The organism is Noviherbaspirillum agri, from assembly GCF_054780595.1.
Genome location: NZ_BAAGWA010000020.1, coordinates 18,409 through 31,849, shown reverse-complemented (window position 1 = coordinate 31,849; position 13,441 = coordinate 18,409). Strand labels below are relative to the sequence as shown.

At 60.3% G+C, this 13,441-nt stretch carries 10 protein-coding genes and 1 tRNA gene; 3 read left to right on the top strand and 8 right to left on the bottom strand.

Features of this window, described 5'->3' with window-relative positions; translation table 11 throughout:
• Positions 1-42: 42 nt before the first annotated feature.
• Both ACYVIA_RS21000 and ACYVIA_RS20995 read right to left on the bottom strand, forming a co-directional pair.
• Positions 43-507 (bottom strand): DUF2269 family protein, encoded by a 465-nt coding sequence (locus ACYVIA_RS21000; RefSeq protein ID WP_460844134.1) that lies wholly within the window; start codon positions 505-507, stop codon positions 43-45.
• A complete protein-coding gene (locus ACYVIA_RS20995; RefSeq protein WP_460844133.1) occupies positions 507-1,823 on the bottom strand; it encodes an SDR family oxidoreductase in 1,317 nt (438 codons plus the stop codon). The genes ACYVIA_RS21000 and ACYVIA_RS20995 overlap by 1 nt, the downstream gene beginning before the upstream one ends.
• Before the next feature lie 129 nt (positions 1,824-1,952).
• Here ACYVIA_RS20995 and ACYVIA_RS20990 point away from each other — a divergent pair, with 129 nt between their 5' ends.
• Both ACYVIA_RS20990 and ACYVIA_RS20985 read left to right on the top strand, forming a co-directional pair.
• Entirely contained in the window at positions 1,953-2,456 is a 504-nt protein-coding gene (locus tag ACYVIA_RS20990) for a hypothetical protein (protein WP_460844132.1), read from the top strand.
• 7 nt (positions 2,457-2,463) lie between these two features.
• Entirely contained in the window at positions 2,464-3,189 is a 726-nt protein-coding gene (locus tag ACYVIA_RS20985) for an intradiol ring-cleavage dioxygenase (RefSeq protein WP_460844131.1), read from the top strand.
• Between the two features lie 175 nt (positions 3,190-3,364).
• Here ACYVIA_RS20985 and ACYVIA_RS20980 read toward each other — a convergent pair whose 3' ends face one another.
• Entirely contained in the window at positions 3,365-4,633 is a 1,269-nt protein-coding gene (locus ACYVIA_RS20980; protein WP_460844130.1) for a glycerate kinase type-2 family protein, read from the bottom strand.
• Between the two features lie 181 nt (positions 4,634-4,814).
• A complete protein-coding gene (locus ACYVIA_RS20975) occupies positions 4,815-5,534 on the bottom strand; it encodes a glycine-rich domain-containing protein (RefSeq protein ID WP_460844129.1) in 720 nt (239 codons plus the stop codon).
• A gap of 261 nt (positions 5,535-5,795) precedes the next feature.
• On the opposite strand from ACYVIA_RS20975, the gene ACYVIA_RS20970 reads away from it, so the two are divergent.
• Positions 5,796-8,051, top strand: a complete 2,256-nt coding sequence (locus tag ACYVIA_RS20970) for a sensor histidine kinase (RefSeq protein WP_460844128.1) — start codon at positions 5,796-5,798, stop codon at positions 8,049-8,051.
• A gap of 265 nt (positions 8,052-8,316) precedes the next feature.
• Here the strand turns inward: ACYVIA_RS20970 and ACYVIA_RS20965 are convergent, their stop codons facing one another.
• From ACYVIA_RS20965 to pepN, 4 genes are all read right to left on the bottom strand, one after another.
• Positions 8,317-8,958, bottom strand: a complete 642-nt coding sequence (locus ACYVIA_RS20965) for an acetyltransferase (RefSeq protein ID WP_460844127.1) — start codon at positions 8,956-8,958, stop codon at positions 8,317-8,319.
• Positions 8,959-9,543: 585 nt separating this feature from the next.
• Positions 9,544-9,619, bottom strand: a tRNA-Thr gene (locus tag ACYVIA_RS20960).
• 99 nt (positions 9,620-9,718) lie between these two features.
• Positions 9,719-10,720, bottom strand: a complete 1,002-nt coding sequence (locus tag ACYVIA_RS20955) for a class 1 fructose-bisphosphatase (RefSeq protein ID WP_460844126.1) — start codon at positions 10,718-10,720, stop codon at positions 9,719-9,721.
• 32 nt (positions 10,721-10,752) lie between these two features.
• A complete protein-coding gene (pepN, locus tag ACYVIA_RS20950) occupies positions 10,753-13,428 on the bottom strand; it encodes an aminopeptidase N (RefSeq protein WP_460844125.1) in 2,676 nt (891 codons plus the stop codon).
• Between the last annotated feature and the right edge of the window lie 13 nt (positions 13,429-13,441).

Below are 13,441 nucleotides of genomic sequence, written 5' to 3'. Positions count from 1 at the left end.
CAGCTCCTCGGGTAAATGGAAAGAAGTCTAGCCGCACCGACATCAGGACGGCTTGGCCACCATCAGATAAAAGATCAATACAAAGGCGAAGAAGGCGGGTATGCCCAGTGCCACCCAGGTCCAGAAATATCTCCAGTAGGCAACAGGCAGGTCCATGCGGTGTTCGACCGCCTCCCGTGCAATGGCCCGCAGCCGCATTTGCAGCCAGACCACCGGCAGCCAGCATACGATTGCCACGGCGTAGAGCGCGATCGACCACGTCAGCCAGCGGCTCTCCCATTGGAAGCCCGCAGCCCGTACCAGGAAATACCCGGTCACCGGTTGAATCACCGCGGTCGTTGTCGTAAACAACCAGTCCGCCAGCACGACATACCGTGTGACGACTGCCACCGCGCGCACATCGCGGCTGACCGTGGCAAACAGCAGGTAGAACGCGGAACCGACGCCCGTGCCGAAGAGAAAGGTGGACGACATGATGTGCAGCCACTTCACGAGCACATAATCCATTACCGCTCCTTTGGCGCCTCAAGCTCATACAGGAGCCAGATCGCTGCCAGCATTGGCAGGTTTTTCAGCAGCGGACCGTAGGGATGCAGCCAGAATTCCGGCAGCCGCCAGCTGATGATCGCCGTGTAAAACACGATTAACGCAGCCTGTGCCATCCAGAGCAGTCGCCGCTTGCGCAGGACAAGTATCCCGATCCCGAACGCCAGGTCGAGCAATGCCGCCCCGTACAGCATGAGCGGCGCCAGTATGCCGGTGATCCCCACGCGTGCCAGCAGCGCATAGCTGTCTGCCACCGGATACAGGCCGAGGGAAACGATGCCAGTGACAATCCACACCAGCGCAATGCTCCAGCGCAGTAGCGGCAGCAGCCAGTTCAGCTGCGCCTGCAGCCGCACACTGTGCACTTCGCCCGTACCGATGAAGTCGCGTGCCGCGCGCGGTGTCCGCCCGAGCAGCCTGCTCACCGGCGCGGCATCGGCGGTGTTGCCGCGCTCCAGCATCTGCAGGGTTTCCCGGTCGAGCAAGCTGCCCGGCAACAACGGTGCCACTGCTGCCCCGGTCCGCACCAACGCCGTCGGTACCGGCAGGAAATGCGCTTTTCCCATGCCCATCTCCCGGCGCAGCTCCCCCAGAAAGTCCCGCAGCGACATTGGCTGTGGCCCGACCACTGCAAGCTGCGTGCCGCTTGGCGGCGGATTGCCGAGCAGCGACACCATCGTCGCGACAAGGTCCTCGATATGCACGGGCTGTATCTGCTGTTGACCTTGTCCGGGCAAGCCGATCAGGGGTAGGCTCGCCAGCGTTGTAAACAAGCGCGCACTGGTGCCGCCGGCGCCATAGACCAGGGAGGGTTGGACAATCACGGAATGCACCGGCAAGCTGCGCAGGTAGTCATCTGCCCGTTTCTTGCTGAGGTGATAGCGGCTCTGCGCCTGCTCGTCCGCTCCGAGCGCGGAAAGCTGTACCACCAGCTTCACGCCGGCCTCTGCACAGGCCGCGAACAATGCGCGTGGCGCCTTTTCGTGGATTGCATCGAAGCTCTGTGCGCCCTGTTCACGAATGATGCCGACGGCGTTGATGACTGCGTCGATGCCGCGCAAACGCGGCACCCATTCCGCCGCGTCGAAGTCCCGCGTGAAATCTGCCGAAACGTATCGAAAACAAGGGGTTGACGCCTGCTCCTTGCCTTCATGTTGCATGGAAGGTTTGGATGGTTTGGGTGGCTTGCGCACTGCACAGACCACCTGATGCCGGGCGGCCACCAGCGCTTCGGCGAGGTGACGTCCGATGAAACCGCTTGCTCCGGTTAGCAGCACGACCAATTTCGCGTCCTTATTTCGTGTCGTTCATTCCGGGAACCCCGATCCTTTTTACGCGTCACAAATGAAACTAGACCGGCCCGCGTGGCCGCAAGTTCATAATCCGAACAATTGCATGGAGGAAGCATGAAGACTTGGTCAGAAGCGATGCACGACGGCGCCATTTCCGGCAGCATGGCCAGCCTGCTGTCGACCGCCGTACTCGGCGCAGCCGGTGAACGGGAGAACAGGCCCCCCTACGCCCCGACCAATGCGATCAGTCACTGGTTCTGGGGCGACCGTGCCGCGCGGAAAGAAGGCCCGAGTGCACGCTATACCGCTGTCGGCTATGCGATCCATCATGCCTCCTCGACGCTGTGGGCAATCCTTTACGAGAAATGGTTCGGTGAAATGGCCGACCGCAAGCACATTGCCCCCGCAATTGCCGCCGGTGCAGCCGTCGCCGGCCTGGCCTGCTTCGTCGATTACAAACTCACGCCGCAGCGACTGCAGCCCGGCTTTGAAAAACGCCTGTCGACGCCGGCCATGTTCCTCGTGTATGCGAGCTTCGGCGCCGCGCTTGCGTTGCGCGGACTTGCGACGCCACGACGGCGGCCGCGCCTGGTCCGTGCCTTCCCGCTCTATCAGTAACACCTGCATGGACATCCCGGAGTCCGAACCTGTTCCTCGCCGCCGCAAGGTATTGCTGACGCTGGGCGCGGCATTCATCGCTGCGCAGGCCCGTGCGCAAGCTACCGCCTCCAGCAGCAAGGCCAACGGAGCGCCGGCATGTGTCCTCACGCCCGCCCAGACCGAAGGCCCCTACTTTGTCGACGAGCGCCTGAACCGCTCGGATATTCGAACTGACCCGAGCGACGGCTCACAACGCCCCGGCATGCCGCTGTCGCTCACCTTGCGCGTTCATGCGGTCGACGGCGCGCGCTGCACACCGCTGCGCGACGCGATCGTCGATATCTGGCATTGTGACGCCAACGGCATCTATTCCGACGTCGCCGACCCCGCCTTTGACACGAGCGGCAAGAAATTCCTGCGCGGCTATCAACACACCAACGCCGACGGCATGGCGCGCTTCCTGACCATTTACCCCGGCTGGTATCCCGGCAGGGCGGTGCATATCCACTTCAAGGTCCGCGCCAAGGCTCCAGGCGGCAGCGAACATGAACTGACCTCCCAGCTCTACTTCGACGACGCCCTCACCGACCGCATCCATTCCCGGCCGCCCTACGTGCGCAATGGACAGCGCGCACCACGCAATGCAAGCGACGGTATATTCCGGCGCGGCGGCCGGGAGCTGATGCTGTCGGTAGTGCGGGATGGCGCAGGATATGCGGCGGTGTTTGATGTCGGGCTGCGGATGGGCTAGTAATACTGAGAGCCTGTTTGAAAACTGTAGCGAGCGGTCCGAGTTTGGCCGGGGGCGCCCAGCCTGAGAAGCGCAGTCGTACGTGAGGTACGACGAGCATCGCAAGGTTCGGCGCCCCCGGCCAAAATCGGACTGCGCAGTAAGTTTTCAAACAGGCTCTGAGCGCCACCTCAGTTCACAACACCAGAATCGCCCGCAGGTCATTCACATTGGTTCGCGTCGGCCCTGTGACAACAAGGTCGCCGAGCGCACTGAAGAATCCATAGGCGTCGTTCTCGTCGAGCATCCTGCGTGCATGCAGGTTGAGCTTTTGCGCGCGTTCGAGTGAGGCCGGATCAAAGATGGCGCCCGCGTTGTCTTCCGAACCGTCGATTCCATCGGTATCGCAAGCGAGCCCGTAAATATTTGGATGGCCATCCAAGGCAGCGACCACGCTGAGCAGGAATTCCGCATTGCGCCCGCCACGCCCCTTTCCGCGCACCGTCACCGTTGTTTCGCCGCCCGAGATCAGGACGCAGGGCCGTTGGACAGGCTGCCCGCGCAGCGCGACTTGCCTGGCGATCGCGGCATGCACCAGTCCGGCGTCGCATGCCTCGCCTTCGATACGGTCCGAAAGGATATAAGGCGTAACGCCGGCAGCGCGTGCCGTAGCAGCGGCCGCCTCGAGCGCCAGCTGGGCGGTGGCAATCACGTGATGCGTGTTGCGCGCGAACCTGGCATCGCCAGGCTTGGGCGTCTCCCCTCTTCCGGATGCGAGATGGTCCTCAATACTGGCCGGCGTATCGATCCGGTACTTGCGCAGGATGCCAAGCGCATCGGCACAGGTCGTCGGATCGGGCAAGGTCGGCCCGCTGGCGATGATGCCTGCATCGTCACCCGGCACGTCGGACACCAGCAGCGTCACGACGCGTGCCGGTGCGCATGCAAGCGCAAGGCGGCCGCCTTTGATGGCGGACAGGTGCTTGCGCACGCAATTCATTTCGGCAATCGTTGCGCCGCTCGTGAGGAGCGCCTTGTTGAAAGCCTGTTTCTGCTCCAGCGTGATGCCATCAGCCGGCAATGCAAGCAACGCGGAGCCGCCGCCCGAGATCAGGCAAAGTACGAGATCCTTCTCGCTGAGATTGCCCACCATGTCCATGATGCGGGTTGCCGCTTTCCGCCCGGCCTCGTCCGGTACCGGATGCGCCGCCTCGACGACCTCAATCCGGCGGCATGCGGCACCATGGCCGTAGCGCGTCACCACCAGGCCGGACAGTTCTCCGTTCCAGTGCGACTCGACCGCTCTTGCCATCGCCGCCGCTCCCTTGCCTGCGCCAATGACAAGCGTGCGTCCGCCGGAAGGAGGTTCGGGCAAGAAGGGTGGCAGGCATTTGTCTGCGCTGACTGCGTCAACGGCACTGTTGTACATGTCGAGCAGCAGCTGGCGAGGATCGGTTACCGGCATGGTGAGGGCTTTCTCAACGGACTGAAACACAGGATTGTAGTGCGGCCTATTCTACGTGCCCGCATCCTGTGCCTGCATTCTGTGCTAGCCTCAGACGCCCTCCCAGAGCGGATATGAAAAGACCCGCAACCTCTCCGGTGGCGGGTCTCCTTCCTGCATCACGTGGGGTGTTTACTGCCGTTCAAGCGGCACAGTGTTCCGCATCCTGCAGCTTCGGCCGCCCTTTTCCTGCAATGACGCCACAGTAACTGGTATTGGAGACGCCACAATAGGCGGTCTGCCCATCTTGTTCTGCCGACTTGCCGGCGACAACGCCGCAATACGCCTGCTCTTTTTGCATCGCCTGATTGCCAGCCGCGACACCACAGTAGCCCGTGCTTGTGGCGCCGCAATAAGCGCTCACTTCTTCAAACTTGGCAGCGACTACCCCGCAGTAGGCGGTCGATTGCCCTGGCGTCGCAGGCTTTCCCGCCACGACACCGCAGTAAGCGGTCGTCTGCGCATCTTGCCGGCCGAACTCCTGCTGATACAGGCGCCGCATGGTCTCGGCAGCCCGAGCAAGGTTGGCAGCGTCCTCCGCGTCACGCATGCCAAAGTACGGAAAGTGGTGCAGGAAATAGCCGAAAACCGCTTCACAATCCTCGGCGTACTTCATGGTGTCGAGGATATGCGCATGCCAGAACTTGTCTACATGCGTGGTCGGCGCGACGACTTCATCGGGGAACCTGGCGATCAGTGCCAGGAAGCGGCGATATTCCAGCTCGTGCCGGTCGGCCTCTTCACGCCCCCAGCCCAGGCCTTCGCGCTTGTCCATCAGCTTGACTTTGATCGGGTCAAGATCCAGTGCAAAGATTGCTTCGACCATCTGGTCCGACGTTTTGTGATGGGAATTTCGGTTCATCGTCTGCCACCTTTCCTTGAGGGTGAATGCTACGGAAGATGCGACAGATGGCCGTTGCTCACCGACATGTTGCAGCCATGCCACCCTGTCGTCGAATTTACTCTAGCACGCGCTGATTCTTGCAAATTTGTAACATAATTGACGTGCCTCAATTTTCCTGTCGGCTACTCAAGAGGTGAAATAGAACCCTGAAACAATGGCAACGATTCTTTGAATCGCCTCCTTTCACTCCCACAGGGGCGCTTAGGCCCGCAACGCCCGATGCGAATTTCCCGCCGATTTGTCAAAGCGCTGTTCACATCCATCACCTGGTGGCTGGGGCTGGTGATTTCGCTCGTGCTGCACCTGCTTGTCATGCAAATGATCGAGGGCAAGAGCCGCGCACAGTTTGAGTACCACGCAGAGAACGCGCAACTTGCGGTGCAGAACAGGATGCGTTCGTACATCGATGTGCTGCGCGGTGTGAATGCCTTGTTCGCCACCAGCGACAAGGTGACGCGCGAGCAATTCCGTGCCTATGTGACGGAACTGAACCTGGAGCGCAGCTTCCCCGGCATCACCAACCTGAACTTCGCGGAGCACGTCCCGGCAAATCAAAAAGCCAAGTTTGAAGCTGCCGTGCGATCCGACACCAGCCTCGACAAGGACGGCTATCCCGGCTTCTCCATCAAGCCCGAGACAGAGCGCCCGGCATACCATGTGCTGACCTATATCGAACCGCTGAAGGATTACCCTGCCTCGTTCGGCCTTGATATTGCGTCGAACCGGTCTGTCGAAAAGGCATTGGCCGTATCGCGCGACAGCGGGCAATTGACCTCTTCCGGCCGGCTGATCCGCATTGCAGGTCCGAACAGGCATGTGGGCCTTGCGATGCGCATGCCGCTCTACCGCCGCGGGATGCCGCTCGAGTCGGTCGCCGAGCGGCGCGCCGCCTATTACGGCTCGGTCGGCGCCGGTTTTGACGTGAGCAAGCTCATGCTTGGTGCGGTCGACAAGAACATCCTGAGTTACATGCGCGTCAAGCTCTACGATACGGGCCGCAGCGACCAGGAATTGACGACCGGCACGATGGACCCGGAACGCCTGCTGTTCGACAGCAGGCCTTCTGACGAACAAGAGTCGCCGTTGAAGGCAGGGGTCATGTCGCGGGATACCCTAGTAAAACGCGCCGCCATCGTCGTCGGGCCACGCGTGTGGGAAGCAGAGTTCTCCGCACCGGAATCCGCCATGATGAACAGCTTTGACGTATCGATTGCCTGGATGGTGCTGTTTGGCGGTATCGCGGCGTCGGTACTGCTGTTCAGCAACTACTACTATCTGACGACGGCACGCCGGCGGGCAATGGAGCTGGCGACGGAAATGACGAAGGACCTGCGCAACAGCGAGGCGAGCCTTGCTGAAGCACAGCACATGGCCCGCCTTGGCAGCTGGGTGCTCGAGCCCGGAACCGGAAAAATGAGCTGGTCGGCCGAGACCTGTCGCATCCTCGATGTCGATACCTTCCCCGGCGTGCCGCAATATGACGACTTCCTGCGCCGCATGCATGTGGATGATCGCCAGCGCATACGCGAAGGCCTGCAGCATTCCATCCGCTCCGGCGAGGAATTCTCGGCGGAGCATCGTATCGTGCAACGCGACGGTTCGCTGCGCTGGGTGCAAACCATCTCCCGCGTCGGGCATGACGGGCGCGCCCTGCTTTTGCGCGGCACGATCATGGACATTACGGAACGCAAGCATACCGTGGAGGCATTGCAGCGTTCGCAGGAACTGTTGCGCGAACTCACGGCATACCAGGACCGGGTGAAGGAAGAGGAGCGAAAGCGGATCGCACGCGAGATCCATGACGAACTGGGCCAAACGCTGCTGGCGCTGCGCATCGATGTATCCATGCTCGAAGCCCGTACCAGCGAATCACATCCCCACCTGAACCAGAAGGTGCGCATGGCACTCACCCATCTCGATGCCACGGTCAAGACGATTCGCACCATCATCAACAACCTGCGTCCGGCAGCACTCGACCTCGGCCTGACTGCCGCCATCGAATGGCAGGTTGCCGAATTCCGTCGCCGCACCGGAATTTCCTGCGTCCTCTACATGAGTGAACAGGAATTTGTCGTGGATGACACGCGGGCGACATCACTGTTCCGCATTCTGCAGGAGTCGCTGACCAACGTGATCCGGCATGCCAAGGCCACGAATGTCGTGATCGACCTCTTCCAGGACGATATGCGACTCGTGATGCAAGTAACGGATAACGGCATTGGCATCAACCCGGAGAACCGCAAGGCCCCCAATTCATTTGGCCTCATCGGTATAGAAGAACGAGTTCTCGCACTGAATGGAGAATTCCAGATTTCCAGCGCCCCGGAACAGGGCACGACGCTCACCGTCTACATTCCCCTGCATGCTCCGCAAGAAGATGGCGCGTCACGAGAAAGTGCGCTATGGCACGCCAGCGAAACCACTGTTGACCGCACTGCCTCCGATTCAGGCGATGCCGTCGGCCGCATGTGCTAGAGCCGTTTCAGCCTGACTGGCCGATTGAGGCCGAGGCGAATGATCTGCGGAACAAGGCGCGGCGACGCGTCGTAGCGGGCTCGTCGGCCCCACGCAATGCCGTGTCGTCGGCAAGGCGGCCGGCATCAACGGTTCAATCAGGCTGAAACGGCTCTAGCGTCCTAAGTCAGCAGTTAGTCGAATCTCTGACTCGGGGCACGAGAGTACTTCCTGCTGGTTGAGAACGTAAGAATGTTCCCTGCTCGCGTCGATTAACCGCATCACATCACGCCCTTTTTTCCGCATCGACCGGACGGCTGGCGAGCGGCTTGGCAGGCACGCCGACGACTGTCGTATGCGGCGCCACATTCTTCGTGACCACCGCCCCCGCACCGACCGTCGCCCATGCCCCGACGTGCAGCTTGGGCAGCACCGTCGAGCCCAGCGCCATGAATACGCCCTCATCGATCGACGACCAGCCTGCGAGGTGCGCAACGGCAATGTGTGCATAGTCGCCAACACGGCAATGGTGGTCGACACTGGCCTTGGTATTGAGGATCACATGGGAGCCGACGACAGCTTCCGGCTGGATGATCGAGCCTGCACAAACGATCGTCCCCGCGCCCAAAGCGACATCCGGGTGAACCCAGGCAAACGGGTGGACAACAGTGATCCAGTCAATATTGATCTCTTCGGCAAATCGCTTGCGCGCCATGTTGTCTCCGATGCCGATGATCGCATGCGAGCAATGCGCCGAAGACAATTCGCTGATGGGGCCAATGACCGGAATATCGAGCACCCTGGTACCCCAGATCGACGGCACGTCAGCATAGAAACCGACAACTTCATGTCCGGCAGCCTTCACCGTGCTGGCCACTACCGCGCCATGCCCGCCAGCGCCAATCACTGCAACGCGATGCTTAACCATGTCGCTTCAAGCCCCTTTCAGATGGGAAGTGTGAGCTGCTTTTTTGCTCCAGTTGCCTGATGGTTGGCCCTGCAACCGGCCGCGCCAGGCCATCGCGCGAGGAGCTTGAAGAGCAAGCAGATCAATGAGTACAGACCAATTGCCTGCGTCACATCGCTTCGAAACAGCATTCCGTCCGCCCAGCGCAAATCGGCGCACGATGCGATTGACGTGCAGCGCAATGCCTAACTAAAAGTCAAAGAATACGTAAAGGTGCTGTAACGGGCTTGAGCAAGTGCAAGTGCATTATTGGTTCGCCGCTCGTCAATGTAACGCGTGGCAGATCATGGCCGTTGCGGTGCTTCATGAAACGGTCTGAACCCACATGTAGCGAGGGGAACCGCTGTAACTGCTTGTGCGCGCAAGCGTAGAGGTTGATGAACCTTACCGGGCGGTCGTTCCGATGTTCCGGAGAGCTCGTCTTTTCGTTATTGATTTGCCGCTGGCAGAGTGGAACTCGAGCGAGCCAACACGATGCAGGCGCATAACATGCGGAAGGAAAAGAAAAAGGGTTAGCGCCTTTCGGAGCTAACCCTTCAATTCTCTTGGTGCTGATGGGCGGAATCGAACCGTCGACCTACTGATTACGAATCAGTTGCTCTACCAACTGAGCTACATCAGCGAAAACGCGTATTCTATCAAAGAAAGAAACAAATCCGCTAGAGCCGGAGTGTTTCCTTCTTTTTAATCCGGCAGGAGCCGGTTTGTGTCCGGAACCGCGTTATTCGAAGTGGTAGCTGGTCACCCGTTCCACTTCGCTCTTCGAGCCGAGGAATACCGCAACGCGCTCGTGCAGCTTTTTCGGCTGGATGTCTAGGATACGCTGCTTGCCGTTGGTGGCGGCGCCACCGGCCTGCTCGATGATCATGGACATCGGGTTCGCTTCGTACATCAGGCGCAGCTTGCCGGGCTTGTCCGGTTCACGCGCGTCAGCCGGATACATGAAGATGCCGCCGCGGTTGAGGATGCGGTGCACGTCGGCAACCATGGAGGCAATCCAGCGCATGTTGAAGTTCTTGGCGCGCGGCCCTGTTTCGCCAGCGAGCATTTCGTCGATGTAGCGCTTGACCGGCGGATACCAGTGGCGTGCGTTGGAGGCGTTGATCGCGAATTCCTTCGTTTCCTTGGGAATCTGCATGTCGCGCTGGGTGAGCACCCAGGAACCCATTTCACGATCGAGCGTAAAGCCATGGACACCCCTGCCGGTAGTCAGCACCAGCATGGTTTGCGGGCCGTAGACGGCATAGCCTGCGGCGACCTGCTTACAGCCCGGCTGCAGGAAGGCTTCTTCGGTCGGTTCGCCCATGCCTTCAGGCGCCTTGAGCACGGAGAAGATGGTGCCGATGGTGACGTTGACGTCGATATTGGACGAGCCATCGAGCGGATCGAACAGCAACAGGTATTCGCCCTTCGGGTAACGGTTCGGGATCGGGTGGATGGTTTCCATTTCTTCGGAAGCCATTGCTGCGAGGTGACCGCCCCACTCGTTAGCCTGCAGCAGCATTTCATTCGACAGCACGTCGAGCTTCTTTTGGACTTCACCTTGCACGTTTTCGCTGCCGGCGCTGCCGAGCACCTCGCCCAGTGCACCCTTGCCGACGGCGTGGCTGATGGTCTTGCAGGAACGCGCAACGACTTCGATCAGCAGGCGCAATTCTGCCGGGATGGTGTTGTGCAAGCGCTGTTCTTCGACAAGGTGCTGCGTAAGGCTGACTCTTTTCATGAATAGTTCCAGTGTTGGCGATGTGTTGGAGATTAGTTGGCAAGGGACTTGCTCACCACTTCGAGCACGTCCTTGGACAGCGACTTGACGCTGGCAACCTGCTTGAGTGCGGCTTGCATCTTTTTCTGCAGGGCAGGCGCATATTTGCGCCAGCGGTCAAGGCTGCGCGCCAGGCGGGCTGCGACCTGCGGATTGATGGCGTCGAGCGCGATGACCTGCTCCGCCCAGAATTCGTAGCCGCTGCCGTCAATCGCATGGAACTGCGATGGATTGCCGTTGCAGAAGTTGAACAGCAGGCTGCGCGCGCGGTTCGGGTTCTTCAGCGTGAAGGCCGGGTGCTTCATCAATTCGCGCACGGCCTTTACATCGGTCGTGCGGGCGGTGGCCTGCAGCGCAAACCATTTGTCGATCACCAGTGCTTCCTGTTCGAAGTCGGCAAAAAACCGATCCAGTGCCTCCTCCTTGCCGGACGCACTGCTGTTGGCCAATGCCGACAAGGCGGCGAGCCGGTCGGTCATGTTGTTGGCGTGGTCGTACTGGTTCTGTGCCAGCAGGTGCGCTTCGGCATCGTCCAGCTCGATCAGGTAGGACAGTGCGAGATTCTTGAGTGCACGCTTGCCGGCCGAGACGGGATCGGGACTGTAATCGCGCGGCGTGCGGTTCGACTGGTAGGCGACCTGCCAGTCCAGACGCAATGCGGAAGCGATCGAGCGGCGCAGGAACTGGCGCACCGCGCGTACGGCGTGCGGATCCACCACGCTCATCTGTTCTGCGATGACCGTTTCCGAAGGCAGCGTCAGTGCCAGTTCGCGGAAAGCCGGATCCAGTGTTTCATCGTTGAGCGTCGTACGGAAAATAGTGGTCAGCGCGCTGTCCATGAGCTCCGCATCGCTGAGGGCATGGTTTGCCTGCACCGCCTCGGTCAATGCCAGCATGCGGCGCATGGCGAGGCGCTGACCCGCTTCCCAGCGGTTGAACGCATCGCTGTCATGCCCCATCAGGAATGCCAGCTCTGCATCGCTGTATTCGATATCGAGTACCACCGGCGCAGAGAAATCGCGGAGTACCGACGGCACCGGTTTTTCCACCACTTGCGTGAAGACGAAAGTCTGGCTCGGCTTCGCCAGTTCCAGCACGATTGTCGTCGGTGCAGCGCCGTCCTGTGCGCTGTCGCTGCCTTCCAGATGCAGCGGCATGTCGCGTCCACTGCTGTCGAGCAGGCCGACGGCGACCGGAATGTGGAAAGGCTGCTTCTTCGGCTGTCCGGGCGTCGGCGCGCAGGTTTGCGATAAAGTCAGCGCGTAGGTTTTCGCCACGTCGTCATACTGCGCATCGACGTTCACACGCGGCGTGCCGGCCTGGCTGTACCAGAGTTCGAACTGCGACAGGTCGCGGGCGTTGGCATCGGCCATTGCGGCGCGGAAGTCATCACACTCCACGGCCTGGCCGTCATGGCGCTGGAAGTACAGGTCCATGCCCTTGCGGAAACCGTCGCGCCCGAGCAGCGTCTGGTACATGCGCACGACTTCGGCGCCTTTTTCGTAGATCGTGACGGTGTAGAAGTTGTTGATCTCGACGTAGGAGTCAGGCCGCACCGGATGCGCCATCGGGCCGGCGTCTTCCGGGAATTGCGCCTGGCGCAGCACGCGCACGTCCTCGATGCGCTTGACTGCACGACCGCTTGCGGTGCCGACGAGATCCGCAGAAAACTCCTGGTCGCGGAACACCGTCAAACCTTCCTTCAGCGACAGCTGGAACCAGTCGCGGCAGGTCACGCGGTTGCCGGTCCAGTTATGGAAGTATTCATGCCCGACAACTGACTCGATGCCGGCATAGTCGGTGTCGGTCGCAATGCGCGGATTGGCCAGCACATACTTCGTATTGAAGATATTGAGGCCCTTGTTTTCCATCGCGCCCATGTTGAAGTCGCTGACCGCGACGATCATGAAGCGGTCGAGGTCCAGCTCGAGCCCGAAACGTTCCTCGTCCCAGCGAATGCTGTTCTTGAGGGAATCCATTGCGTGCTGGGTCTTGTCGAGGTTGCCCTCTTCCACCCAGACCTGCAACAGCACTTCACGCCCCGACTTCAACGTGTATTTCTCTTCCTGGCACACCAGTTTGCCGGCAACGAGCGCGAACAGATAAGACGGCTTCTTGAACGGATCCTCCCAGACCGCATAGTGGCGTCCGTCGCCAAGCTCACCCTCTTCAACAAGATTGCCGTTCGACAGCAGGACGGGATACTTCTCCTTGTCTGCCCGCAACATCACCTTGTACTTCGCCATCACATCGGGACGGTCGGGGAAGAACGTAATCTTGCGGAATCCTTCCGCCTCGCATTGCGTAAAGAAGTTATCGTTTGAGGTGTACAGCCCCATCAGCGACGTATTGAGGTTGGGATGGGTAATCGTTTCGATTTCGAGCGTGACATCGTCCGGCGGATTGGAAATTTCCAGCCTTCCATTGGCAAGCGAGTAGCCGCGCTTGGTCAGCGTCTTTCCGTTCAGCCGCAGTTGCACCAGTTGCAGCGCCTCGCCATAAAGGACAAGGCTCTTGCTGCGGCTTGTCGGATTGCGCGTGAGCGTCATGCGTGTGGCAACACGGGTGATTTCCGGATCAAGGTCAAAACCCATCTCGACCGTTTCGACGAGAAAAGCGGGCGGTGTGTAATCCTTGCGATAAATTGCCTGTGGGGTATCGGTGCGCATGCGGAGTTTGATT